Source organism: Paraburkholderia sp. BR14312 (assembly GCF_040948675.1).
GTDB classification, from domain to species: domain Bacteria; phylum Pseudomonadota; class Gammaproteobacteria; order Burkholderiales; family Burkholderiaceae; genus Paraburkholderia; species Paraburkholderia nodosa_A.
In genome coordinates this window covers 297017-320222 of sequence record NZ_JBFPKI010000012.1, presented here as the reverse complement: position 1 = coordinate 320222, position 23206 = coordinate 297017, and the positions used below count along the sequence as shown (strand labels likewise).

Sequence of the window (23206 nt, the reverse complement as noted above, 5' to 3'; positions counted from 1 at the left end):
TAGATCACAAGAGCGCGCCATAGAAATCGTTTTGCCGCGCGCGCGATTGGGCTTAATCTCCGAACTTGCCTCAGAGGTCCCTTCCATTCATGAAACAACCCATTTCATCGCCCGCCGCAGCCGGACATGGCGCGGACGACGGCCTGCACACGCCGTCGGTACGCGATCTGTTCCTCGGCTTTCTCGGGCTCGGCTTCACGTCGTTTGGCGGTGCGCTGCCGTTGGCGCGCCGCACCATCGTCGAGCAGCGCCGCTGGCTCACCGCCGGCGAGTTCACCGATCTGCTCGGCTTCTGCCAGTTTTTGCCGGGCGGCAACGTCATCAATCTCTCGGTCGCGCTCGGCATGCGTTTTCAGGGATGGCGCGGCGCGCTCGCCGGCATCCTCGGCCTGATCGCGGGTCCGTCGCTCGTCGTGATCGGGCTCGGCGTGCTCTACGAGCGCACGCAAGACGACCCGCACGTGCGGCATCTGTTCGTGGGGCTCGCCGCGGCCGCCGCCGGGCTGCTCGTTTCGATGGCCCTGAAAATCGTGCTGCCGCTGCGGCGCGATCCGGCCGCGGCCGTCGTCGCTACGTTCGGCTTCGTAGCCATTGCCGTGCTGCGCACGCCGCTCTTGCCCACCATGCTCGTGCTCACGCCAATCGGCATCGCGCTCGCGGCACGCGCGGCACGCAAGGAAGGAGGCTCGCGATGAGCGCCACACTCGTTGCGCTCGCCGCGATCTTCGGCCAGCTCTCGCTGCTCGCTTTCGGCGGCGGCAACACGATCCTGCCCGAGATGCAGCGTCAGGTCGTCGAGGTCCACCACTGGATGCCGGCGAGCGAGTTCAGCGCGCTATTCGCGCTCGCCCAGGCCGCCCCGGGCCCGAACATGATGGTCGTGACGCTGGTGGGCTGGCACGTGGCCGGCTGGGCAGGCATGCTGGTCACGTCGATCGCGAAGTTCGGGCCGTCGTCGCTCGTCACGATCGCCGCGCTGCATGCATGGGATCGCTTCAAGGACCGCCCGTGGCGGCGCATCGCGCAAAAGGGCCTCGTGCCGGTGACGGCGGGTCTCGTGGCCGCGAGCGCCGTGCTGATCGCGCGGGCCTCCGATCCATCGTGGATCGCTTGGGCGATTACCGGCGTGTGCGCCGTGCTCGCGTTTCGCACGAAGATTCATCCGCTGTGGCTGCTTGGCGCGGGAAGTTTGATTGGGCTGACGGGGTTCGGGCAGTAAGCGACGCCGGCGAATGATTCGGCATCCGAATTGATAAAAGGCAACAGCGCAATTCGACAGACTGGCCGGCGCTCACCGCGCGCCGGCCAGCCATCAAGCGGCTACTGGAACGCCACTTCGGCGAAGCTGCGCAATTTCCGGCTATGGAGCTTGTGCAAGCCGTTCGTGCGCAGGATCTCCATCGCCTTCACGCCGATCTGCAGATGCTGATCGACTTGCGCGCGATAGAACGAATCGGCCATGCCCGGCAGCTTGAGTTCGCCGTGCAGCGGCTTGTCGGACACGCACAGCAAGGTGCCATACGGCACGCGAAAGCGGAATCCGTTCGCGGCAATGGTTGCGCTTTCCATGTCGAGCGCGATCGCGCGGCTTTGCGAGAGGCGTTGCACCGGCTCGCGATGATCGCGCAGCTCCCAGTTGCGGTTGTCGACGCTCGCCACCGTCCCCGTGCGCATCACGCGCTTGAGTTCCACACCGTCGAGCTTCGTGACCTCCGCGACCGCGCGCTCGAGCGCGAGTTGCACTTCGGCGAGCGCCGGAATCGGCACCCACAGCGGCAAGTCGGCGTCGAGCACGTGATCCTCGCGCACATAGCCGTGCGCAAGCACGTAGTCGCCCAGACGCTGCGTGTTGCGCAAGCCCGCGCAGTGGCCGAGCATGATCCACGCATGCGGACGCAGCACGGCAATGTGGTCGGTGATCGTCTTCGCGTTCGAAGGTCCCACACCGATGTTGATCATCGTGATACCGCTGCCGTCCGCACGCTTGAGGTGGTAGGCCGGCATTTGCGGCAGGCGCGCGGGCGCCGTGCCTTCGTCGTCCTGTTCGCCCAGGTTCGCGTTGTAGGTGACCACGTCGCCGGGCTCGACGAACGAGGTGTATTCGCTGCGATAGTTGCGCAGGTCCGCGTCGTCGGTATGCGCCATCATCGCGCGGCCGAGCTTCACGAACTCGTCGATATAGAACTGGTAGTTCGTGTAGAGCACGTAGTTCTGCACGTGCGTGGGCGACGTGGCCGTGTAGTGCCGGAGCCGATGCAGCGAAAAGTCCACGCGCGGCGCGGTGAAGAGCGCAAGCGGATGCGGCTCGCCGGGCTCCGGCTCGAAGGTGCCGTTCACGATGCGGTCGTCGAGCTGCGCGAGATCGGGCGTATCGAACACGTCGCGCATGGCGAAGAGGCGCTCGCGGTCGAGATCGCCTTCGAGGTGGATGCCTTCGGCGAACGCGAAGTGCACGGGAATCGGCTGATCCGACACGCCCACTTCGATGCCCACATGATGGTTCTTCGCCAGCAGACGCAACTGCTCGCGATAGTAATTGCCGAAAAGATCGGGCCGCGTCACCGTGGTCTCGAACACGCCGGGGCCCGCCACGAAACCGTACGAGCGGCGCGAGTCGATATGCGTGTTGACGTTGGTGCGGATGCGCACGAACGGGTAGCACGCGCGCACACGGCGCTCGAATGCCTCGCCGCGGCGATAGCGCGCAAACGCATCGCGCAGGAACGACGTATTCGCTTCGTAGATGCTCGAGAGGCGCGCCACAGCGTCGGCGGCGTCTTCGAAAAACTCGTCCGGGAAGTCGTGCGCCGGCGTCATGAGGGGCCGCAGGTAGCTATCGTTGTTCATCTTCGTTCGCCTCTCCGTTTGATGGGTCCACATTACCACGGAAGGTGCGACTTTCTGGCGACGGACCTGGCCGCGCCGAGGGCTTTTGGAGCACCCGCCGCGAGAGCGCTGCGAGCGCCGCGCACCGCCCGCCGGGCGCGGGCCGCAGCGCTTGAGCGACATGGGGCAAAGCGCCCGGATTTGCTAGAATTGGGGCATCCCATCGGAGAATGACCATGAAGTCGCACCTTCTTGCCGCCGTCGCGGTGACGCTCGCTTTCAGCGGGGTCGCCATGGCCGCGCCGGCCGACGACGCAAAGACCGCCGTCGAGGCACAATCCGCGCAATCGGAGAACGAACGCGCGGGCCTGCCCGATCTGGCTGCGATCAACAACAAGCCGGCCGCACGCGTCACCTCGAAGGTCGACATCAACGACGTGCCGCGCGTGCCCAGCTATCACGAAGTGAGCCCGAACGGCACCGAAATCACCGAGTTCCGCGACAAGGGCAAGCCCGTCGAGATCAACGTGCATTCGAACTTCGGCACGCGCTACACGATGAGCGCGAACCCCGACACCTCGCCGCAAGTGCGCAACAACGGCCAGGCCAGCACACGCCTGCCGTCGATCAACCTGCATTACTGAGCCATCCGGGCGCGCGCATGCCTTTGTTGGGCATGCCCGCGCCAACGCCATGTGCGCCGCCCCTTGAGCCGGGCTGCGGCCATCGCGCCTGAGCCGGACACGCCTGCAAGCCCCTCGGGCAGCACCTCGCAGCGTTCGCCGACCCGCCATTACCAATCAACCGACCTTCTTGCATGGCCGTCTTCACCGCTGTCACCGACCAAGAGCTTGCCCAATGGCTGCGCGACTACGATCTCGGCGATGTCGTCGAATTTCGCGGCATCCAGTCCGGCATTGAGAACAGCAACTTCTTCCTGACGACGACGCGCGGCGAATACGTCCTGACGATCTTCGAAAAGCTGACGGCCGAACAACTGCCGTTCTACCTCGACTTGATGCGGCACCTCGCCTCGCATCGGGTGCCGGTACCCGACCCCATGCCGCGCAAGGACGGCGCGCTCTTCGGCCTGCTGCACGGCAAGCCCGCGGCCATCGTCTCGAAGCTCGAAGGCAAGCCCGAACTCGCGCCCGGCGTGGAGCACTGCGCGGAAGTGGGCCAGATGCTCGCGCGTATGCACCTGGCGGGCCGCGACTACCGCGGCGACCAGCCGAATCTGCGCAGCCTTTCATGGTGGGAAGAAACGGTGCCGACGGTGCTGCCGTTTCTGGACGACGCCCAGCGCACCCTCCTCACGAGCGAACTCGACCATCAGCGCGCATTCTTCGGCTCGGCCGACTACGCGGCGCTGCCGGGCGGTCCGTGCCACTGCGACCTGTTCCGCGACAACGCGATGTTCGCGCACTCGCACCCGGCGCCGGGCCACGAAGTTCGGCTGGGCGGCTTCTTCGACTTCTATTTCGCCGGCTGCGACAAGTGGCTCTTCGACGTGGCCGTGACCGTGAACGACTGGTGCGTCGACCTCGCCACCGGCAAGCTCGACACGGCGCGCGCCGACGCGCTCCTGCGCGCCTACCAGACCGTGCGCCCATTCACGCCCGAGGAAACGCGGCACTGGATGGACATGCTGCGCGCAGGCGCGTACCGCTTTTGGGTCTCGCGCCTGTATGATTTCCACCTGCCGCGCTCGGCCGAACTGCTCAAGCCGCACGATCCCGGCCACTTCGAGCGCATCCTGCGCGAGCGCCTCGCCGGCAGCGAGGCGGGTTCCCATCACGCCTTGCCCCATCGCCCATGCAACTAATTGAAGTCCCCGCGAAGACGGGCTACGTCTGGTTCCGCCAGGGTATCTGGCTGTTCCGCCGCAATCCGCTCGCGTTTCTCACGCTGTTTTTCGCCTATTTGCTGGCGATGACGCTGATTTCCGCCATTCCCGTGATCGGCGGCGTGCTGCCACTGCTGTTCGTGCCCGGCGTGGCCGTCGGCTTCATGGCGGCGTGCCGCAACACGATCGCGGGCAAACCGGTGTTCCCGACCATTCTGATCGACGGCTTTCGTTCGTACGGCAGCAACGTGGCGAAGCAACTGCTGGTGCTCGGGGCGATTTACGTGGGGGCGATGTTGCTGGTGCTGGCCGCGTCTGCGTTCGTGGACGGCGGCGCGCTATTGCGGCTGATGACGATCGGCGGCGACCTCGACGCGCAAGCGCTCGCCAACAGCGACGTGCCGCTCGCGGTGCTTGCTTCGCTGCTCTGCTACGTGCCGGTGTCGATGCTGTTCTGGTTTGCGCCCGTGCTCACGGCGTGGCACGACGTGCCGCCCGTGAAGGCCCTGTTCTTCAGCATCGTGAGCTGCTGGCGCAACAAGGGCGCGTTCATGGTGTATGGGGCGCTGTGGTTCGCCGTCTCGACGGTCGTATCGATCGGCCTGTCGACGCTGCTGCGCGCGCTCGGCGCCGGCGACTTCACGGTGGCGATCCTGATGCCCGCGCTCATCATCGTGACGACGATGCTCTATTGCTCGTTCTACGCGACCTATCGCGGCTGCTTTGGCGTGCAGGAAAAGCAGGCCGCGGAAATGCCGGACTCGGGACACTGACCGGCGGCGCGGTAGTCCTTCAAGTTCAAAACGCAAAAACGGCGCCTTTTGGCGCCGTTTTCATTTTGCCCCGTTAGCGGGGGCTGCATTCCTGCTTAGCCGTAATGGTTCATCCACGACGGGTGGCGCGTGGCCTTCTCGCGATCCATCTTGCGCATGCGGAACTCGAGATCGTAGATATCGACGGACTGCGCGAGGTACGCTTCCTCGCGCTGCTGGCGGCGAGCTTCTGCAGTTTCGGAGAGGAAAAGGAAAAGACGGCTGAGCAGGTACATGATTTGGCCCTTCTTTGACGGGCACGTGCCCGCGAATCGAATGAAGCCATTATAGGGTAAACCCTGTTAAGGGTAAACACCTAAATTGCCCGTAGTCGCTTTTAACCAACGTCCTGTGTCAATTCGGCGTCGTAGGCCTCGTCGGAGGCCTCGCGGCGATGAGCCTCGAAAAAGTCCCAGATCAACGTGCTCGCGTCCGGTCCCGTCGAGGAGTGGAACGGTACGGTGTCGTCGCCGCCGCTCCAGGCGTGGTCGAGGTCCGCCACGCGACACAGTCGCACGACACTCGCGCCGTCTAGCTCGTAATCCTGCTCGCGATAACCGTCCTTGAAGGTCTCGCGCGACACGACGCCTTGACGCACGCCGCGCGTATCCGCAAGACCGTTCAGACGCAGCAGTTGCAGCGCGAGCTGTTCCGCGTTGACGGGCGCGACGACGGCATCCGCCTCGCCCTGCACGACGATCGCGGGCATGCCCGGATGGATGCGCTCGCCCAGTTGGGTATCGACGAGCGCCACTGGATCGTGGTGCACGCCGCGCCGCATCACATCGAGCGCCGTCACGCCCGAGCGCGCCTCACCGAAAGCGGGGCCGGAATGCAGCGCGATGGCGGCAAAACGGCTGGGCGAGCGCACCGCGAGCAGCATCGCGAGCCCTGCTCCCGCTGACAAACCGGACAGATAGACGCGCGAGCGGTCGAAGCCATGCTCCTCGACGAGCGCATCGACCAGCGAAACGACGGATGCCGCCTCGCCGCCGCCCGCCGCGTCGCGCGAGTCGTACCAATGCCAGCATTTATGCGGATGCGCGCGTTCCGACTGCTCGGGATACACCACCGCGAAGCCATGACGGTCGGCGAGCAGATTCATGCGGGTGCCTTCGGCGAAGGAATCCATCGACTGCTTGCAGCCGTGCAGCATCACGACGAGCGGCATGCCCCGCGTCTTGCGCGCCGTCGGCAGGTACAGCCCGTAAGGCAGGGAACGTCCCGCATGCAGGTCGTTCGCCGGTACAAGGTGATCCGCGCGGCGCCATTCGCCCGCGGCCCAAGCGGCCGCACGCGGACCCACGCGCGACTCGCGCACCGGCGCGCCGCTGCGCGCCTGCCCCGGCGAGACGCGCCTGGCCGCCTGCTCGGCTGCGGCCTGAGCGGCTCGCCAGATTGCCTGCGGCTTGGGTGCATCGATCCCCGCGCCTTTCAGGGCGTCGCGGGTCGCCCCGGTCTGGATGGCGAGCAGACGTCGCATGCCACCTGCCCATAGCTTCGTCAGATTTTTCGTCATCTATGGCCTCGTAAAAGGGTCTGTCACATCGTGGCGTTTTGCCGCGATCCGTCGTTGTGCAACGCACAATAACACCATTTGGATGACGCTGCAGATCGAACAGGCTGGGTTCTGTCCGCGCGTTCGTTCGTCGAGGCACGCCTTCGTCTATGCGAGGCAGCTATACTGGATGCGTGTCTCACGCGCGTGTCGGCCAGCCAGGCGGCTCGCGCGTTAAGTCGCTATGAAGTAGCGGTTAAGCACCTGCAACCCCAGGATCCTCTTCAGCCAGCCGGCAGCGCGGACCATGCCAGATTTGCCCCTTCACCTTTGGTACTCGATTACCAACCTCGGCGGCGCCGGCCTCACCCTGCCGCTGGCGTTGGCTATCGCGCTGTGGCTGATAGTCGGCTACTCGTGGCGCATGGCGGCGAGCTGGGTGTTTGTGCTCGGTCTGGCAATCGGCCTGGTGACGCTCACCAAGATCGCGTTTCTCGGCTGGGGCGTGGGGGTAAGAGAACTGGATTTCACGGGGATCAGCGGCCATGCCATGTTGTCCACGGCCGTCTATCCCGTCGCGTTTTTCCTGATGCTGCAAGGCGCGCCGTCCTTCGTGCGCGCCACGGGCGTGACCATAGGCCTCGCGGTGGGACTCGCAGTCGCGCTCTCGCGCGTCGTGCTCGACGCTCACTCGCCTTCCGAGGCTGTCACGGGCTGCGTGGTCGGGGCACTCACCGCGCTCGTGTTCGCGCGCTACTGGTGGCAGGCGCAAGCCCGGCGAATTTCGGCGGCGGCCGTCGCGCTGAGCCTCGCGGCGCTGACTGTCGCCTTGCACAACGTGCATGTGCCCACGCATCGCTGGGTCACGCACATCGCGCTCACGGTTTCGGGTCACGACCGGCCCTACGTGCGTGCCAAATGGAAGGCCAACCGCGCCAACCGCGCGCCGGTCGCGCCCGTCTCGCAAACCCGCAACGGCCTCACGCCGCCCGCCCAGCGCCACGCCTGAAGCCGCCTGATGGGCGGCGCCCCGTTCGACGCCGCTCAACCGGCCACGCCTAGCAGCACGCTCGAAGCCTTGAACACGGCCGTCGCCGCTTGCCCTGCGACGAATCCCAGCGCGTCCACGCTCGCTTCGGTCACGATCGCGGCGATCACGGTGCCGCCCGGCAGGGCGAGCGTCACTTCGGCGTTCACGGCGCCACGTTGCACAACCTCGATCGTCCCGCTGAGCCGGTTGCGCGCCGAAAGCCGCTCCGCGTCTGCCGCGCTCGCGACCAGCACGACCGACGTCGCCTTCACGAGCGCCACCACGGGCGCGCCTGCGGCAAGGCCGAGCGCTTCGGCGCTCTCGTGGGTGATCGTGGCGACGATGCCCTCGCCGCCGGGCAGCGCGATCGACACCTCGTCGTTCACCGCACCACGCACGATCCCCGAGACGGTGCCAAAGAGCTGATTGCGCGCGCTCGTGCGCATGGCGAAGCGGCCGAGCACGGCGAGGTCGCGCGCGAACCCGCCAGCGTGCGCGTCGCCGCCTTCGCCCGAAACGGCCCCAAGCGCGTGCGCCGCACGCTCGATAAAGCGCTGGTGCTCCCGCTCGATAGCGCGAAACGTCTCGACGAGCCGCAGCGCCCGCGGCGTGAGCGTCGTCCCGCCGCCGCCCTTGCCGCCCGTCGCGCGCACCACGAGCGCCTCGCCCGCGAGATTGTTCATGACGTCGACGGCGTCCCAGGCGCCCTTGTAGCTCATGCCGACCGCTTTCGCGGCGCCTGTGATCGAACCGGTTGCATGGATGGCTTCCAGCAGCGCAATGCGCGCCGCGCCGCCAAGCATCTGCTGGCCGGACTGAAACCAGACCGAGCCGCCCAGACCCAGTTCCGGCGCCTCGGTGGGTGTCGATGTATCAGTGGAGCCGGCGTCGGCTTGGCCGGCTCCGGCGGATGGGGAGTTCAGTTCAGTGGGATTCATCATGCGCAACACAAGCCAAAACGAGACGAACGAACGATGGTTCGGCGCGGCTCGCCAAACCGCGAATCCGCGCCAGCGATTATAGAGACGCACGTCAGGCGCCGCGCACCACCTTCGGCGCGCCCAGTTCGCGTAACAGGCGTTCGCCCTCCTTCGCGGTATAGCGCTTGACGGCCTCGCACCAGCCGCGTGCGAACCCAAGCTGATACGGCTCGGCGTCCATGCGCTCGAGATAGCGCAGGGCCACCGCGGCGTCGTTGCCGTCGCCGAGCACGCTCTGCAGCCGTGCTAGCGCGCGCGCCACCTCCATACGCGTGCGGCGCGACGTGAGCGTGGCGAAGAATTCGATCGTGTAGCGCAAATACTTCGCATTGATGCGCGCGCGATGACGGCTCGCCTCGTCGATGGCCGTGAGCTTTTGCGTGCTCGCGAGCTGGTCGTAGTAGCGCCGCACGCGCTTCTTCGCCTGGCGATGCAGCGAAAACCCGGCGCTGCCGGCGTCGTGCGCGCGTCGCGCGCGCAAGTCGAGCCACTGGAGCCACGCCAGCGCCGCGAGCGCATAGCGCTGCGAGGCCAGCGCCTCGCGCAGCCGCGCGCGCGCGGCGAGCCGCTGCGCGTTGGCCGCGTCGCGAATCGCGTCCCAGCGCCCCGGCTCGACGTCGGCGGCAGCGAGCGCAGGCAGCGTCGATTCGACGAAGACATCGCGGTCGCGCGCATCGCCGAGCAGGCCGCCGAGCCATTTGAGCTCCGGCTCGATGCGCGTCTCCCACGCCTCGTCGCACCAGCGCGAGAAAATGCGCATGGCGGTGCGCAGCCGCCGCTGCGAGACGCGCATCTGATGGATGAACTCGCCGTTCGTGCTGTCGCGCACGCCCGCGTCATTGCCGAACCACTGCACGCTGATGTTGCGCCCGATCGCCACGAGCGCGGCCTCGGCGGTGGCCGCGCCGGCCAGATCCACGGCTTCGGCCTTGATGGCTTCGGCGTCGCCGGTCACGCTGCCGGCGCTGGCGCGCTCAAGCGCGTCGGTCAGCCGCACGAATGCGGGGAGCGCCCCGATCAGGTCGCCGGCACAGGCAAACAGCGCATCGACGATAGGCCGCTCGTCCTCGCCTTCGGGCCAGGGCGCGCTCACGCGCAACTCGTGCAAGGCGGACAAGTCGGGCGGGGGCGCCGCATCCGCGCCGTGAGTGTCCCGAGCCACCATTTCTTGCTGCGCTGCCGACGGCTCGTGCAAGTCTTCGTCGAGCGTAAGCAATACGTCGATGCCATCGCGCGGCCACTGCCAGCGGCTGCGCATCGCCACGAGGGTGGCCGATGGAGCGAGATCGTCCGCGCTGCCCAGCGCCTCGCGAAACGGCTCGGGCGCGGCGTCGAAGAGCGCATGCGCGATGCCGTTCGCATCGAGCGCCGCCTCGAAGATCGGTGCGACCACGGTAACCCCAGGCGTATGAACGCGTCGGCTCGACACGACAACGCGCTGCGTGTCGCCGCGCGATTCGACCGCCACGCGCCAGCCGAGCCGCCGAAGGACCCCGCCGCGGTCGAAGGCGACCGTCGTCACGCGCTCGCGCGCGTCGGGCAGCGCCACGAGCATCGGCAATGCCGCGCCGAGGCTGGCGGCCCGCTCCGAAGGTTTCGGGCTGGCGTGCGCCCTGGACGCCGCTCCCGTGGCGGCGACGGCTTTTGCGTTTTTTCTATCCGGCGCTGCCGGGATCACGACATCCAGCACGATTTCCAGAACGCGATCCATGAACGCTCCAGGGTTCTGTCGGGCGACGGCTTGGAACAGTGCAAGCGGATGGAGAACCAGGAACTGCGACGACGCGATTGATGGTACACGCGAGCGCGCCCCGATGCCCCAGGTAACGTCCCTGACCCTTCGGGCAATCGGAGTCTGATGATGGTCAAGACTGCCACGACCAGACGGTGGAAAAATAACGACCTGCCAATTTCTCCCATTTGCCTGTCTGTAAGGAGTGTTGAGTGTTCCCTGAGTACAGAGATTTGATTTCGCGCCTCAAGATCCAGGACGACCATTTCGCCCGGATTTTTCATCGTCACAACGAACTCGACCAGCAGATCAAGAACATGGAAGCGGGTGTCGTGGCTTCGCACGGCATGGAAGTCGAGCAGCTAAAAAAGGAAAAGCTTCAACTGAAGGACTCGCTCTACCTCATCCTCAAAAAGGCGGCAAACGCCTGAGCCGGCCGGCGTCCAGCACTGGCCGTTAGCTGGACAAGCGGGCCGGCGCTGGCCAGCGGCGCGCAGGCTTTTGCCTCGGCGCCGCCCTGCCAATCAAGCCCCGACGACTTCCCTGCGTGCCATTGCCGCGCGCGCCTTCGATGCATCCGCGTTGAATGCGAGTCACTCCGCATGCACTCCCATCCCCGCATCCGCCGACACCATGCCCAAATCCATTCCCTACCCCGCTTCCGACGCCGCCAGCCCCGCCGCACGACTGCCGCTCGTCACGCCCCACAGTGCCGAATTGCGCACCGTCGACAGTGGCGTCGAATCCGCGAGCGAGACGATCGCAGGCGCTGTCCATGATCTCGTCGCGCGCACTCGCGCCGGGCACAATCCGCCCGCCATGCTGCTCGAGTCGATCGCAGCATTGATGCAAGGCATGTCGCCCGACGAAGCCGCCCAGTTGCGCAGTCTGATCCTCGAAGGCAACCCCGCCGACTGGCGCAACTCGCGCTCGCGCCACCCCGACGAGGAACTCGCCTCCGGCTGGCGCGAAGGCGGCTATCCGTATCGCAACCTGATGTCGCGCCGCGCCTACGAGCGCCAGAAGTACCGGCTGCAGGTCGAACTGCTCAAGCTCCAGGCGTGGGTGCGCGAAACCGGTCAGCGCGTCGTGATCCTGTTCGAGGGCCGCGACGCGGCCGGCAAGGGCGGGACGATCAAGCGCTTCATGGAGCATATGAACCCGCGCGGCGCGCGCGTCGTCGCGCTTGAAAAGCCCACCGAAGTCGAGCGCGGCCAATGGTATTTCCAGCGCTATGTGCAGCATCTGCCTTCAGCCGGAGAAATCGTGCTGTTCGATCGGTCCTGGTACAACCGCGCGGGCGTCGAGCATGTCATGGGCTTCTGCTCGCCGGAGGAATATGCCGATTTCATGCAGCAGGTGCCGGAGTTCGAACGGCAGTTGATCCGGAGCGGCATCCACCTGATCAAGTTCTGGTTTTCCGTGAGCCGTGCCGAGCAGCGGCGACGCTTCAAGGAACGCAAGGTGCATCCGCTCAAGCAATGGAAGCTGAGTCCCGTCGATCTCGCTTCGCTCGACAAGTGGGAGGCGTACACCCTGGCGAAAGAGGCCATGTTCTCGCAGACGGACACCGCCGATGCGCCGTGGACGGTCGTTCGCTCCGATTGCAAGAAGCGCGCGCGGCTCAATGCCATGCGATTCGTGCTGCACAAGCTGCCTTATGCGAGCCGGGACGCAGAGGCGATCGGGGTGGTCGATCCGTTGCTGGTGAGTCGGGCGCCGTAGGCGGCCTTGCCGATTCACGGGTCTGCGCGCTTCCCCCAGATCAATGCCTCGGGGTGGCGTTCGAGGTAATCGGATAAGGCGTTCAGGCTGGCCAGCGTACGCCGCAACGCGGCCAACGCCTGATGAGCGTCGCTCTGCAACGGCGAATCCTGGTCGAGCATCGCTTGCGCGGAACGAAACGCCCGTTGCGCCGATTCGAGCGTCGAACGCGCACGCGGTACGAGCTCCGTATCGAGCCGCGCAAAGAGGACATTCGACTGCTGCAACGACGCGTCCAGGTTGCGCCCGATCGCCTGAAGCGGCATGCGGTCGAGCCGGCGCACGATATTCGACACCTGGTCCTGAAGCTCCTCGAGTGAATTGGGCACCGTCGGCAATTCGACCGGCGAGCGCTCCGTGTCGACGCGCGCCGCGGGTGCGTGTGGGAAGATGTCGAGTGCGACGTACTTCTGCCCCGTCAATAGACTTCCCGTGCGTAGCTGGCCGCGCAGTCCCTGAACGACGAGCTGGTGCAGCAGGCTCTTGCCCGCCGTTCCCGCACCGTCGCCGAGCGCGTCGCGGTAGTTGCGGCCGAGCCGCGAGGGATACAGGCTCAGCGTGACCAGCATGTCGAAACGTCCGCTTTCGGGTTGGAGGTCGATAGCGACTGCCGTGACCGTGCCCAATCCAACGCCGCGGAATTCGACTGGCGCGCCAACGGACAGCCCTCGCACCGACTGCGCGAAGCGCATGCGCACCACGGCAGGCGGACCTTCGTTGGCGCGCATCGCGTCCGTGCGGCTTTCCGCGAGCCGGAAATCCTCGACGCTCGTCGCGGACACTGGGCGCACGCTCCCACGCGGCGTATCGAATGCGAGGCCGCCCGCGAGCAGCGCCGCGGCCGGCGGCGTTTCCAGCCGCATGCCGCTGGAATCGAGCTTGAGTTCGACGCCGCTCGATTGCCACCAGCGCGTATCGGACGTGACCAGACGATCGAACGGTCTCATGACGAAAACGCCGATACGGACGTTGTCGCCACTGGTCACCAGCGAATAGCCGAGCACCTCCCCGACCTGCACACCGCGAAAATAAACGGGCGAGCCGGCATTCAGCGAGCCGAGCGTTGGGGCGCGAATCACGAAACGCGTGCCCTCTGCGTCGCTGGTGATGGCCGGCGGCGTGTCGAAGCCCGTGAATGTGTAGCACGCCCTGGGCGAATGAATGTCGATATCGACGTCGATCCAGGTTCCCGATACGGCGGTCAGGAGCCCGGAGATGTTCTTCACGTCGATGCGCGGACGCACGACCCAGAATTTCGTGCCGCACATGGCGATGTGTGGTCCGGCCGCATCGAGCCTCAGTTCGGCATCCACGCGCTGACCATCCGCGGACAAACGCAGATGCTCGAGCCGGCCAACGACCACGCCGCGATATCGCACCGGCGTTTTGCCGGCGACGAGCCCGGCGCCCGACACGAAGCTCACGGTTACACGGGTGCTGCGTTGCGACAGCGCTTGAGCGAGCATCAGGCCGCCAGCCAGGTTCGCCAAAACCCACGCGGCCCAGACTGCGGCATGCAACCACCGCCGGTCACTCACAACTTCCCCACGACGACATGCCACACGCGCCTCGCAAATCGGGATGCGAAGGCGAGCGCATGGCCAACCGCGCATGCAAAGAAGCTGAAGAGACTCACGGTGCGTTGAAGATCTGGCGAGAAAGTCGATGGGGTTCGGACCGGCGGCGCCCTTTGCGCTCAGGCGGCTTCGCCGTTAGCGCAACTGCTCGACGAGCGCATCGGCGCCCTTGTCGATGCCGGTTTCGGCCGCGCTCAGGGAGCCGAAGGCAGCGGGCAGATTCATCGCGTTCGGGTATTGCTTTGTCACGTAGGCGCGAAGCAGACGCCCCGACGCACTGTCGTACACCTCCACGGCATACGACACCGAGCCGCTAAACGCTCCTTTGCCGCCCCGGATCGCCTGAACGCCGTTGTAGAGATTGCCCGCGATGTCGAAATGCATCGCCTGGCCGATCAGGGCAGTCGTTTTCTCCGCGCCGGTCAACGTGAGTTTCACGCGCAGCGTCGCGGGCGACGGCTGGGTCGCCAGGTCGAAACGCTTCGATAGCGTGTCGGCAAACGTCTTGTGCATGTAGGCGGCGAGCACGTCCTTGTCCGAGTCCGACAGGTCGCCGAACTGATTGTCGGCGCCTTGATACACCGCGACCGGATCGACGATGACCTGTGAGTAGCGCGACCAGAGCACCGGCGCCGCATAGCGGAATGGCGTCTGCGCGGCGTCGTGATCCCGGTTCTCCTTGAGCTGGGAGGACGAGGCGAGGCTGTTATAGGCCACGGGCTGCACGCCCGCACACGCCGACAACATCAGGAGTACTACGCAAGCCGACGACATGTGAAGAAAACGGTTGTTGAGCACGAAGGCATCCTTTTAAAAGTTGCCGGATACCGCCTGGCATCCGGCCGAGTCCACGACGAGACGAAGCGTAGCATCGGTCTCGGAGGATGTAAACCGTCTATCCGGTTTGTTTGTGGAATGATGCAGGGGTACAATCGCGCCCATGGATAACCAGACACGTTCCGAGATTTCCCGCAGAAAGGCGATTGACGCGGCGCTTGCGATCCTGACCCGCGACGGGGTCGGCGGACTGACATTCGATGCGCTCGCGCGCGAAAGCGGCATCAGCAAAGGCGGATTGCTACACCAGTTCCGTAACAAACTGGGCGTGCTGCGCGCGCTGCTGGATCGTCAGCGGGAACAATTCGAGCAGATCGCGCAAGATCACCTGGCAGCGGGCGGCCAGGCCCGGGCAGAACCGGTCCTTTCGGCGCAGATCGCGATTTTCAGGGAGTCGATCAACCAGCCGGACTCCGTCGCGCGCGCCGTGCTCGCGGCCCTGGTCGAAAGCCCGGCGCTGCTCGAAGACCTGAAGGCCCAGGACGCGGCCAAGATGGAACAGTTGCAGGCCGAGGCCCGCGACCTCGAACTCTCGCTGCTACGCTACTTCGCCGCGAGCGGCATCGCGTTCAGCACGCTGCTCGGCCTGTCGGCCGTGCCCGACGCGCTGCGGGAACGGCTGTTCGACCGCCTGCTCGACGAGAAGAAGTGGTGACGTGGCTGCCGCGCGGGAGCAATCGCGCGGCAGGCTGACGGCCGCGACAGGCGGCACGCTCCGCGCTCAAGTCGCGTACTGCGCCACCCCATTCCCGAACGACCAGTTCTCCCGCGCGACATCCACGAGATTCACGAACACGTCCTCGCGCCTCACCCCCGGATCGCGCGCGAGGTTTTCGGCAATCTGCGCGAACAGCGCCTTCTTCTGCTCCTGCCCGCGCGTGTTGTTCACGGCGATCTGAATCATGACGAGATCGTCGCTGCGCTCGATCCCGAGATAGTGCCGGCCGAACACGAAGTTATCGGCATCGTGCTCGGTGATGATCATGAAGATGTCGTCTTCGGGCGCCTTGAACACCTCCATCAGCGCTTGGTGAATGCCCTGCGTGAGCGCCTTGCGATACGTGGCGGGCTTGCCTGCGCGAACCGCGATACGAGTGAACGGCATGTCGATCTCCTGCTTCGGTGGGTTTGACATGACATCAGCTTAGGTGCGATCTATCATAATAAACAGGCATAGATAGATATTTCATCCATTTTCATCTGAAATGAAACCACTGGATCTCGACGCCGTGCGCGCCTTCGTGCTCGTCGCCGAGCTGCGCAGCTTCACGCGTGCCGCCGACGCCCTCGACACCACGCAATCGGCGGTGAGCCTCAAGCTCAAGCGCCTCGAGGCGCATCTGGGCAAGCAGTTGCTCGAACGCACGCCGCGCGTCGTGCGGCTTTCGGCGGATGGCCTCACGTTCCTCGCCGCCGCGCGCGACCTGCTGGGCGCGCATGAGCGCGCTCTCGGGGCGCTTGCGGGCGACGAGCGGCGGCTCGCGCTCGGCCTGAGCGAGCATGTTGCGGACGCCAACCTGGCCCGCCAGCTCGCCCAGCTTCGCGTCCATGATCCGGGGCTCGTGATCGAGCTGCATCTGGGGCTCTCGGCGCATCTGCTCGCGCAGTTCGACGAGCGGCGGCTCGATGCCGTCATCGTCCGTCAGGAGGAAGAGGAGGCGCCGCGCGGCGATGCCCGTCGGCTCTTCGCGGAGCCGCTCGTCTGGCTCGCCGCACCGCAATGGCAGTGGCAGTCCGGCACGGCGCTGCCGCTCGCGCTGCTCGCCGCGCCATGCGCGGTGCGGGCCGCAGCGATTCGCGCGCTCGACGCCGCGGGCGTGGCGTGGACCGAAGTGTTCGTGGGCGGCGGTGTCGCCGCGGTGGGCGCGGCGCTGGCCGCTGGTCTCGCGGTTTCGCCGCTGGCGCGCCGGGTCGCGCCGCGCGAACTGATCGACGTCGGCGCGCGGCTCGGTTTGCCCGCGCTGCCGGTTTCGCAGGTCCTGCTTCACTCGCGGGTGCGCGAGCCGCGAACCGCGGCGACGCTGCAATTGTTCGCGTCGGGGCTCGGCACGGGCTAGATAGCGTTCAGCTCAGGATGGGCGGCAGCGCGTGCGGCATGGGAATCGCACTTTTGGACGCGGGCGCCGCGCCGGAAGCGGGATGATGCACACGGGCTGCCGCGTGGGCCTCGCCGGGCGTGAGCCATCAATACACCTGCCCGCACCTCGCCTCTCCCCAAAGCCGTCCCAATGTCCGGCGAGGATTATACCGAGTCAAAACTTGCAATAATCCATATATGGACTAATATCTACTAAAAGTTCAATTCAGGACTCGACCACCATGTCACCCGCCACTGCTTCCGTCACACCGTCGCGACGCCCCCGCGCCGAACCCTCGCTCACCGAAATGTCGGCGGCGGGGCTCAGGGCGTTCTTCAACATTGCGCGCGACTGGGACCTGAGCGCCGAAGAGCAGATTATTCTGCTCGGCTCGCCGGGCCGATCCACGTTCTTCAAGTGGAAGCAGTCCCCGCAAACCGCCCGGCTGGGCCGCGACACACTCGAACGCCTTTCGCTGCTGCTCGGCATCTACAAGGCGTTGCAGATTCTCCTGCCCCAACCCACCTCCGCCGACACCTGGATCAAGCGCCCCAACAGCGCACCGCCCTTTGGCGGACGGCGCGCGCTCGACCGCATGCTGGCCGGCAACGTGAGCGACCTCGTGGCGGTGCGCCAGTATCTCGACGCAATGCGAGGCGGCTGGGCGTGACGCAAACGAACTGGCAAGACCGCTGGCGCAGCGCGCATCTCACCTGGTCACCCGCGTTCAGAGTGATCCCCACCCGGTTTCCAGCCGTGAACCTGTTCGACCGCGTGGCTTCCGCGGACGACTTCGAGGCGCTTTACGCGCTCGAAGCGCTCACCAACGACCGGCTGCGCACCGAAACCGGCGACCTCGACCTCGTGCCGCGCGAGGAGCGCCGCTTCGGCCCCGGCTACGGGCCGATCATGGCGGCTTTCACGCATCTGAGTCCGCAGGGCAGCCGTTTTTCCGACGGCACCTACGGCGTGTTCTACTGCGCGCGCTCGCGCGCGACCGCCGTGGCGGAAACGCGCTATCACTCGGGGCTTTTTCTCGCGGCCACGAACGAGCCGCCCATCCGTCAGCAAATGCGGCTCTATACGGTGATCGCACACGGCGAGGTAATCGATCTGCGCGATGACCCCGCGCTCGACCCGGGCGTGCTCTCGCCCGACGACTACACGGCCGGCCAGGCGCTAGGCCGCGCCGCCCGCGAGGCGCGTGCGCCGGGTATTGCGTATCCCTCGGTGCGCGACGAGGACGGCGAATGTCTCGCCGCCTTCAGCACGACGCTGCTGCGCGCATGCCATCACGCGGCGTATCTGGAATACAACTGGAATGGGCACACCATCGACATGGTGTTCGAGTTGAACCGCATCGTATGAGCCGAGCGGCCAACGGGAGACCGGCAGGCGCGAGGCCTCAGGGAAGCACGATCGCGGCCGCGCCGTGCGCGAGCGCCTCGACCTGCGAGACCGACAAGATGCGCGATGTGAGCGCCTCGACCATGGTGAGGCGTCCTTCGGTGATGAACGCTCCGGTGTCGATGAACACCTGCGAGCCGATCTGCCGCACTTCACGCACCGGCGTATGCCCGCAGAACGTGAGCGAGAGCGCATGGCGCGCCGGATCGCCCGTGCCGAGCACGAGATCGCGGCCCCAAAGCATGCGTTCGCGCACGTCGGAATCGAACTGGCCGCTGTCGAGCGCGGCGTCGTCGCCGAAAAATTCCGCGTGAATGATATTGAATCGCTTTTCGCCCTCGCCCACCACGCGCGCAAGCGGCAATTGGCGCAGCCGTTGCGCGTAGTGCACGAGTTCGGCGTCGGGCACGCTCTGCGCCCAGCCGCCGCCGATGCCATACCAGCGGTTGCGCGGCATCTTCCCTTCGGCTACGGCGCACAGTGCGTCTTCGTGATTGCCGAGCACGGCGTAGAACCACGGTTTGTCGAGCAGCGCGAGCGCCTGTTCGCACTGCTCGCGCTCGCCGCGGTCAACGAGATCGCCCACAGAAAACAGCCGGTCGCGCGCGGTGTCGAACTCGACTTCGCGCAAAAGATAGCGCAACGCCTCCACGCAACCATGCAAATCGCCTACTACGAAGTCGCGACCTGCAAGATTGGCGGCATGGTGCTGCACGAGAGCGTCGGGTGTATGCGTCATCACTTCATCATAGCGCTGTGTGAGTGGGCCATATGAGCGCCAAATATCGTACCGAATACGATTGCGACGGGCGCGTCACTAAGCAGACTACACGCAAGCGGCGTGCCTGCGTTCACAGCATACGCGTTTGCGGTTATCAGTGCCGCCGCGAGCGCGGCGCAAAGCCCCGGCGTTACGGTGAGTTACTGGGGCTGGGCACGCAGCGCCGCGACCTCGCCGGCCGTGAGCGTGGCCCGCAGATCGCCGAACTGCGTCGTCACGTAGTTGGAAATGGCTGCCACCTGTTCGTTGCTCAATGCATCGCCGAATGCCGGCATCAGCACGTCGCTGTCCTTCGTCTGGCGCCGCACACCGTGCAGGATCACCATCGCGAGGTTGTCCGGGCTCGGCGCGCCTGCAACGCTGTTATGAATGAGCGATGGATACGCGCCCGGCGCGCTTCCCCCCACGCCGCCGCCTGTCCAGTGGTGGCAACTCGCGCAGTTCGCCACGAAAAGCTGCAAGCCGCTCACGGTCGTGATCGTCGTGCCGCGCAGCGCGGTGATGTCGTTCACAGCGGGCTTGCCCCAGGCATCGCGCGGCCGCGTCACGCCGCCCGAAACCGGCGGCAGCGCGCGCAGATACGCCACGATCGAGCGCAGGTCCTCATGCGTCAGATATTGCGTCGAGTGCTGGACCACGTCGGCCATCGGACCGGCTGCGCTCGCATGACCCCCGGCAATGCCCGTGGAGAGATAGGCGATCAGCGCGTCGTCGCTCCAGTTGCCAATGCCGCTCGTGCGGTCGGGCGTGATGTTGTAGGCCTGCCAGCCTGCTTGCGTCGCGCCCGAGAAACGCTCCGTCGTCTTGAGACCCTGCATGAAGTTGCGCGGCGTGTGGCATTCCTCGCAATGCGCGAGGCCTTCGACGAGATAGGCGCCACGGTTGAATTCGGCGCTTTGCTTCGGGTCCGGCACGAAGCGGCCTTCGTTGAAGTTGAAGAGATTCCACAAGATCATCAGCCAGCGCTGGTTGAATGGAAAGCGCAACTCGTTCGCGGGCGGCGTGTAATGCACCGGCGCGATCGTATTCAGATAGGCGCGGATCGCAAGCATGTCCTGCTCAGTCATCCGCGTGAATTCGACGTAGGGAAACGCGGGGTACAGCCGTTCGCCGCCCTTGCCGATGCCTTCATGCAACGCGCGTATGAAGTCGGTATCGCTCCACTGGCCGATGCCGGTATCGGGGTCCGGCGTGATGTTCGGCGTGTAGATTTTTCCAAGCGGCGTGCTGATGGGCAGGCCGCCCGCAAACGGCCGGCCTGGATCGGCGGTATGGCACGCAACGCAGTCGCCAATGCGCGCTAGATAGGCGCCGCGCTTGATGAGCTCGGGCTTGTCGGCGTCCGCAATGGGCGTCGACGTGTCGTCGCCGCGCGCCGTGGACATCGGCAGTTCGTCGACGGGACGCGAGTTCGACTCGTGCGAGGCGTGCCACGCGATATAGAGCGCCAAGGCACAGAAAAGCGCGGCCGCGAGAGCGGCACGCGCGCGTCGCTCTCGCTCGTGATTCGTGGTGGCCGCTGTGGAGGACTTCGCTGTTTTCATCGTCTGGCTCGTATCAAAGCTCGTGGCGCAGCTTGTCGGCCAGCTTCAGCGACAGCGCGGCAATCGTCAGCGTGCAGTTCACCGAGGCGGCCGAGGGCATCACCGCGCTGCTGGCGACGAACAGATTCGCATGATCGTGCGTGCGGCAATCGGCATCGACGACCGAATCGGCGGCGTTCGCGCCCATGATCGTCGTGCCCATGATGTGATTGTTGGGCGCGAAGGTATCGTCGAATGCGATGTCCGTGCCGCCGAAAAGCTGCGCGATCTGCGCATAGAGTTCATGCGTGTTCGCCGCGCTCTTCTTGACGTAATCGTTGATCGAGTAATAGATCTCGGGCTGTGGAATGCCGAGCCCGTCCTTGTGTTCGCTCGAGGGCAGCACGCGGTTCTGCGGCTCGGGCAAATGCTCGTGGAAACTGTTGATGGTGAGCGTGCGCGACGTGCGCTCGCGTATCTCCCGGTCCAGTTCCGCGCCGGTCAAGCCGTTCGCGATGAGCGCGGCCGTCACGGCCATGGTGGGCACCCCGTTCGACAGATGCAGTTTCTTCGCGGCATACGCGGAGCGGAACGCACCGTCGCGGAAGTTCACGACCGAGGTCATTTCCATGGGCCCGCGCCCCGGCCACAGCGGTTCGTTGGCCATGAACGTGATGCCCGTGCCCGGATGATCCATGAGATTGCGGCCCACCTGCCCGGAGCTATTGCCAATGCCGTGGGCAAACGCGTCGCTCTTCGACATCAGCATGAGCTTGGGCGTCTCGATGCCGTTCGCGGCGAGCACGAAGAGCTTGCCGGTCACACGCGTGCTTCTGCCGCCTGGATCCTTGTAGTGGACGGCGGTAATGAGCCCTTTGTTGTCGGCCTCGATGCGATAGACCACGGCCTGCGGCACGAGCTTCGCGCCCGCGCGCTCGGCCTTGTCCGCGTGAACCACGCCGTTGTACATCGCACCGATCGGGCAAATCGGCATGCAGTTGTTGTTGCCGCAGCAGGTGGGACGCGCATCGAACGGGCGGCTATTGCGCGCGACCGGCTCGGGCACCACGTGAAAGCCATTCGCATTCAGTACTTGCGAGAACCGCTGATCCATCCAGGAAAGCGGCAGCATGCTCATTGGATACGGCTTTGCCCGCGGCGAGCCGAGATCGTACGTCGCGTCCGGACCGGACACGCCCAGTGCCTCTTCCGCGAGCTGATACCACGGCTCCAGCGTCTCGTAGGGATAGGGCCAGTCGCGACCCACGCCGTACTGGGTTTTCAAACGAAAGTCCGCCGGCAGCAAGCGCCACGCGGCGGCGGCCCAGTGCCACGTGGTTCCGCCCACGAGACGCAAATATTGTGAGTTGTACGGATAATCGCCCTTCTGCACGAGATACTCGTTAGGCGGCGCGTATTCGGGATGCGGCGCGTAGCTCGCAGACGGATACGGCGTGGCGAAATCGGCCTTGGCGGGCGAATTGCGGAAGTTCTCCACGATCTGCCAGCGCGCAACGCGCGGCCCCGCTTCGAGCAGCACCACGCAAGCGCCGGCCCGGGCGAGCTGGTGCGCCACCAGACTGCCCGCCACGCCGGAACCGACGACGACCACGTCGGCGCAACGTCCTGTCGCCATTGTCGACCTCATCCTTTGGCTTTCGTTGTGGTGGCCTGGCGCGGCCGTGATGTATGTGCCGGCTGCTCCACTATTCGCCTGCGGGTTTGTGCTTCCAGTAGAACGGCACGTCGCGGCAATACGAGGGAATCGTGAGCACGTCGTTGACGGGGTCGAACATCAACGCCTTTTCGAAGGCCACCACCTGCACCTTCGGCATCTCGCCCACGAGACCGAGATACCACGCGCGCATGATGTCGCCCACCATCGATGCGAGTTCCGGCTGATCGGGCTTGAGCGCGGCGGTCACGGTATCGGAGGGCACGCCGCCATGACCTTGAATCCAGGTGTTGAGCGTGGCGACATTCGCGTCGAACTGACTGCTCGCGTGGCCGAGCGCGGCATAGACGCGCTTGCCGAGCACGGCGTCGAAGCTCGTGCGGCCAGTGAGGCGCTGCGATAGCTCGATGAAGGCGTCATAGCCGGTACCGGATGCGCTCGCCGAGGTGGCCGCGAAAGCGCGGCCCACGCCGAAAGGCGCGCGCGAGCGCCCGGCAGCCGCGAAGGCGAGCAGCGCCGCTGCGCACGTTCCCGAGACGAAACGCCTGCGGCCAGGACGGCCGAGGCGCTCAAATACAGCAGGAAGATCGTGCGGCGCCTGAGACATCCCGTGTTGTGTCACCTCTGTCATGGGCACTCCAGATGAGGTCGATCCCCCCAGGTTCCCCTGGCGGGGGGCGAAACACGCTTGCCGCCGGCGCGGGCGGCGCCTGAAAACAGGCCATGCGAAAAACGTTTGCTATCGTCATTCAACGCGGATCAATGCATATGCACCGTCGTTGCGCTGACTGCGAGAGCGCACTTCCGCGTTGCGCAAGCAATATAGCCCCTTATGGCCCG

At 65.8% G+C, this 23206-nt stretch carries 24 protein-coding genes; 12 read left to right on the top strand and 12 right to left on the bottom strand.

Features of this window, described 5'->3' with window-relative positions:
• Positions 1–89: 89 nt before the first annotated feature.
• Together AB3X98_RS31070 and AB3X98_RS31065 are read left to right on the top strand one after the other, a co-directional pair.
• On the top strand, positions 90–695 hold the full coding sequence (locus tag AB3X98_RS31070) for a chromate transporter (RefSeq protein ID WP_368605194.1): 606 nt from the start codon (positions 90–92) through the stop codon (positions 693–695).
• Entirely contained in the window at positions 692–1219 is a 528-nt protein-coding gene (locus AB3X98_RS31065; protein WP_069261343.1) for a chromate transporter, read from the top strand. The genes AB3X98_RS31070 and AB3X98_RS31065 overlap by 4 nt, the downstream gene beginning before the upstream one ends.
• Positions 1220–1320: 101 nt before the next feature.
• Here AB3X98_RS31065 and AB3X98_RS31060 read toward each other — a convergent pair whose 3' ends face one another.
• Complete coding sequence (locus AB3X98_RS31060) at positions 1321–2847, bottom strand: AMP nucleosidase (protein WP_069261344.1); 1527 nt, start codon at positions 2845–2847, stop codon at positions 1321–1323.
• 215 nt (positions 2848–3062) lie between these two features.
• On the opposite strand from AB3X98_RS31060, the gene AB3X98_RS31055 reads away from it, so the two are divergent.
• The 3 genes from AB3X98_RS31055 to AB3X98_RS31045 all read left to right on the top strand — a co-directional run bounded on the left by AB3X98_RS31055 (position 3063) and on the right by AB3X98_RS31045 (position 5445).
• Positions 3063–3470 (top strand): hypothetical protein, encoded by a 408-nt coding sequence (locus AB3X98_RS31055; RefSeq protein WP_069261345.1) that lies wholly within the window; start codon positions 3063–3065, stop codon positions 3468–3470.
• 173 nt (positions 3471–3643) lie between these two features.
• The gene (locus tag AB3X98_RS31050; RefSeq protein ID WP_342946994.1) at positions 3644–4651 is read left to right on the top strand and encodes a homoserine kinase; all 1008 of its coding nucleotides are present in this window, start codon (positions 3644–3646) and stop codon (positions 4649–4651) included.
• Positions 4642–5445, top strand: coding sequence for a BPSS1780 family membrane protein (locus AB3X98_RS31045; RefSeq protein WP_368605192.1), 804 nt, complete (start codon positions 4642–4644; stop codon positions 5443–5445). The genes AB3X98_RS31050 and AB3X98_RS31045 overlap by 10 nt, the downstream gene beginning before the upstream one ends.
• A 95-nt stretch (positions 5446–5540) precedes the next feature.
• Here the strand turns inward: AB3X98_RS31045 and AB3X98_RS31040 are convergent, their stop codons facing one another.
• Together AB3X98_RS31040 and AB3X98_RS31035 are read right to left on the bottom strand one after the other, a co-directional pair.
• A complete protein-coding gene (locus AB3X98_RS31040; protein ID WP_042269847.1) occupies positions 5541–5720 on the bottom strand; it encodes a DUF3563 family protein in 180 nt (59 codons plus the stop codon).
• 101 nt (positions 5721–5821) lie between these two features.
• Positions 5822–7003: a PHB depolymerase family esterase gene (locus AB3X98_RS31035; RefSeq protein WP_368605191.1), complete on the bottom strand. Its 1182-nt coding sequence runs from the start codon at positions 7001–7003 to the stop codon at positions 5822–5824.
• Between the two features lie 286 nt (positions 7004–7289).
• Here AB3X98_RS31035 and AB3X98_RS31030 point away from each other — a divergent pair, with 286 nt between their 5' ends.
• A complete protein-coding gene (locus AB3X98_RS31030) occupies positions 7290–7991 on the top strand; it encodes a phosphatase PAP2 family protein (RefSeq protein ID WP_069261349.1) in 702 nt (233 codons plus the stop codon).
• Between the two features lie 35 nt (positions 7992–8026).
• Here AB3X98_RS31030 and AB3X98_RS31025 read toward each other — a convergent pair whose 3' ends face one another.
• Complete coding sequence (locus AB3X98_RS31025; protein WP_368605190.1) at positions 8027–8953, bottom strand: TOBE domain-containing protein; 927 nt, start codon at positions 8951–8953, stop codon at positions 8027–8029.
• A gap of 91 nt (positions 8954–9044) precedes the next feature.
• On the bottom strand, positions 9045–10703 hold the full coding sequence (locus AB3X98_RS31020; RefSeq protein WP_368610365.1) for a CHAD domain-containing protein: 1659 nt from the start codon (positions 10701–10703) through the stop codon (positions 9045–9047).
• 233 nt (positions 10704–10936) lie between these two features.
• Here AB3X98_RS31020 and AB3X98_RS31015 point away from each other — a divergent pair, with 233 nt between their 5' ends.
• Together AB3X98_RS31015 and ppk2 are read left to right on the top strand one after the other, a co-directional pair.
• Complete coding sequence (locus AB3X98_RS31015; RefSeq protein WP_028202952.1) at positions 10937–11155, top strand: YdcH family protein; 219 nt, start codon at positions 10937–10939, stop codon at positions 11153–11155.
• A 256-nt stretch (positions 11156–11411) separates the two neighbouring features.
• On the top strand, positions 11412–12449 hold the full coding sequence (gene ppk2 / locus AB3X98_RS31010) for a polyphosphate kinase 2 (RefSeq protein ID WP_368605208.1): 1038 nt from the start codon (positions 11412–11414) through the stop codon (positions 12447–12449).
• A gap of 14 nt (positions 12450–12463) precedes the next feature.
• Here the strand turns inward: ppk2 and AB3X98_RS31005 are convergent, their stop codons facing one another.
• Entirely contained in the window at positions 12464–13978 is a 1515-nt protein-coding gene (locus AB3X98_RS31005) for an intermembrane transport protein PqiB (protein WP_368610364.1), read from the bottom strand.
• Between the two features lie 222 nt (positions 13979–14200).
• Positions 14201–14812 carry a DUF3313 domain-containing protein gene (locus AB3X98_RS31000; RefSeq protein WP_176732813.1) on the bottom strand — a complete coding sequence of 204 codons (612 nt, stop codon included), beginning with the start codon at positions 14810–14812 and terminating at the stop codon, positions 14201–14203.
• A 193-nt stretch (positions 14813–15005) separates the two neighbouring features.
• On the opposite strand from AB3X98_RS31000, the gene AB3X98_RS30995 reads away from it, so the two are divergent.
• Entirely contained in the window at positions 15006–15557 is a 552-nt protein-coding gene (locus tag AB3X98_RS30995; protein ID WP_368605187.1) for a TetR/AcrR family transcriptional regulator, read from the top strand.
• 66 nt (positions 15558–15623) lie between these two features.
• Here the strand turns inward: AB3X98_RS30995 and AB3X98_RS30990 are convergent, their stop codons facing one another.
• Positions 15624–16007: a tautomerase family protein gene (locus AB3X98_RS30990; protein ID WP_368605186.1), complete on the bottom strand. Its 384-nt coding sequence runs from the start codon at positions 16005–16007 to the stop codon at positions 15624–15626.
• Positions 16008–16107: 100 nt separating this feature from the next.
• Here AB3X98_RS30990 and AB3X98_RS30985 point away from each other — a divergent pair, with 100 nt between their 5' ends.
• From AB3X98_RS30985 to AB3X98_RS30975, 3 genes are all read left to right on the top strand, one after another.
• Positions 16108–16959: a LysR family transcriptional regulator gene (locus AB3X98_RS30985; protein WP_368605185.1), complete on the top strand. Its 852-nt coding sequence runs from the start codon at positions 16108–16110 to the stop codon at positions 16957–16959.
• 262 nt (positions 16960–17221) lie between these two features.
• The gene (locus tag AB3X98_RS30980) at positions 17222–17650 is read left to right on the top strand and encodes an MbcA/ParS/Xre antitoxin family protein (protein WP_028202945.1); all 429 of its coding nucleotides are present in this window, start codon (positions 17222–17224) and stop codon (positions 17648–17650) included.
• The gene (locus tag AB3X98_RS30975) at positions 17647–18348 is read left to right on the top strand and encodes an RES family NAD+ phosphorylase (protein WP_368605184.1); all 702 of its coding nucleotides are present in this window, start codon (positions 17647–17649) and stop codon (positions 18346–18348) included. The genes AB3X98_RS30980 and AB3X98_RS30975 overlap by 4 nt, the downstream gene beginning before the upstream one ends.
• 37 nt (positions 18349–18385) lie before the next feature.
• Here the strand turns inward: AB3X98_RS30975 and AB3X98_RS30970 are convergent, their stop codons facing one another.
• The 4 genes from AB3X98_RS30970 to AB3X98_RS30955 all read right to left on the bottom strand — a co-directional run bounded on the left by AB3X98_RS30970 (position 18386) and on the right by AB3X98_RS30955 (position 22973).
• Positions 18386–19126, bottom strand: a complete 741-nt coding sequence (locus AB3X98_RS30970) for a metallophosphoesterase (RefSeq protein WP_069261358.1) — start codon at positions 19124–19126, stop codon at positions 18386–18388.
• Between the two features lie 182 nt (positions 19127–19308).
• Complete coding sequence (locus AB3X98_RS30965) at positions 19309–20712, bottom strand: c-type cytochrome (protein WP_368605183.1); 1404 nt, start codon at positions 20710–20712, stop codon at positions 19309–19311.
• Between the two features lie 13 nt (positions 20713–20725).
• The gene (locus AB3X98_RS30960; RefSeq protein ID WP_368605182.1) at positions 20726–22327 is read right to left on the bottom strand and encodes a GMC family oxidoreductase; all 1602 of its coding nucleotides are present in this window, start codon (positions 22325–22327) and stop codon (positions 20726–20728) included.
• A 70-nt stretch (positions 22328–22397) separates the two neighbouring features.
• Positions 22398–22973 carry a sugar dehydrogenase complex small subunit gene (locus AB3X98_RS30955; protein WP_368605207.1) on the bottom strand — a complete coding sequence of 192 codons (576 nt, stop codon included), beginning with the start codon at positions 22971–22973 and terminating at the stop codon, positions 22398–22400.
• Between the last annotated feature and the right edge of the window lie 233 nt (positions 22974–23206).

Bases quoted from the DNA above. Each gene is read 5' to 3' on its own strand.
- AB3X98_RS31045 (WP_368605192.1), top strand. From the start codon at position 4,642: ATGCAACTAATTGAAGTCCCCGCGAAGACGGGCTACGTCTGGTTCCGC.
- AB3X98_RS30980 (WP_028202945.1), top strand. From the start codon at position 17,222: ATGTCACCCGCCACTGCTTCCGTCACACCGTCGCGACGCCCCCGCGCC.
- AB3X98_RS30965 (WP_368605183.1), bottom strand. From the start codon at position 20,712: ATGAAAACAGCGAAGTCCTCCACAGCGGCCACCACGAATCACGAGCGA.
- AB3X98_RS31020 (WP_368610365.1), bottom strand. From the start codon at position 10,703: ATGGATCGCGTTCTGGAAATCGTGCTGGATGTCGTGATCCCGGCAGCG.
- AB3X98_RS31040 (WP_042269847.1), bottom strand. From the start codon at position 5,720: ATGTACCTGCTCAGCCGTCTTTTCCTTTTCCTCTCCGAAACTGCAGAA.
- AB3X98_RS31025 (WP_368605190.1), bottom strand. From the start codon at position 8,953: ATGATGAATCCCACTGAACTGAACTCCCCATCCGCCGGAGCCGGCCAA.
- AB3X98_RS30985 (WP_368605185.1), top strand. From the start codon at position 16,108: ATGAAACCACTGGATCTCGACGCCGTGCGCGCCTTCGTGCTCGTCGCC.
- AB3X98_RS30970 (WP_069261358.1), bottom strand. From the start codon at position 19,126: ATGACGCATACACCCGACGCTCTCGTGCAGCACCATGCCGCCAATCTT.
- AB3X98_RS30995 (WP_368605187.1), top strand. From the start codon at position 15,006: ATGGATAACCAGACACGTTCCGAGATTTCCCGCAGAAAGGCGATTGAC.
- AB3X98_RS31050 (WP_342946994.1), top strand. From the start codon at position 3,644: ATGGCCGTCTTCACCGCTGTCACCGACCAAGAGCTTGCCCAATGGCTG.
- AB3X98_RS31070 (WP_368605194.1), top strand. From the start codon at position 90: ATGAAACAACCCATTTCATCGCCCGCCGCAGCCGGACATGGCGCGGAC.
- AB3X98_RS31065 (WP_069261343.1), top strand. From the start codon at position 692: ATGAGCGCCACACTCGTTGCGCTCGCCGCGATCTTCGGCCAGCTCTCG.
- AB3X98_RS31035 (WP_368605191.1), bottom strand. From the start codon at position 7,003: ATGACGAAAAATCTGACGAAGCTATGGGCAGGTGGCATGCGACGTCTG.
- AB3X98_RS30990 (WP_368605186.1), bottom strand. From the start codon at position 16,007: ATGCCGTTCACTCGTATCGCGGTTCGCGCAGGCAAGCCCGCCACGTAT.
- AB3X98_RS30960 (WP_368605182.1), bottom strand. From the start codon at position 22,327: ATGGCGACAGGACGTTGCGCCGACGTGGTCGTCGTCGGTTCCGGCGTG.
- AB3X98_RS31055 (WP_069261345.1), top strand. From the start codon at position 3,063: ATGAAGTCGCACCTTCTTGCCGCCGTCGCGGTGACGCTCGCTTTCAGC.
- AB3X98_RS31060 (WP_069261344.1), bottom strand. From the start codon at position 2,847: ATGAACAACGATAGCTACCTGCGGCCCCTCATGACGCCGGCGCACGAC.
- AB3X98_RS31030 (WP_069261349.1), top strand. From the start codon at position 7,290: ATGCCAGATTTGCCCCTTCACCTTTGGTACTCGATTACCAACCTCGGC.
- AB3X98_RS31000 (WP_176732813.1), bottom strand. From the start codon at position 14,812: ATGTTGTCGGCGTGTGCGGGCGTGCAGCCCGTGGCCTATAACAGCCTC.
- AB3X98_RS30955 (WP_368605207.1), bottom strand. From the start codon at position 22,973: ATGTCTCAGGCGCCGCACGATCTTCCTGCTGTATTTGAGCGCCTCGGC.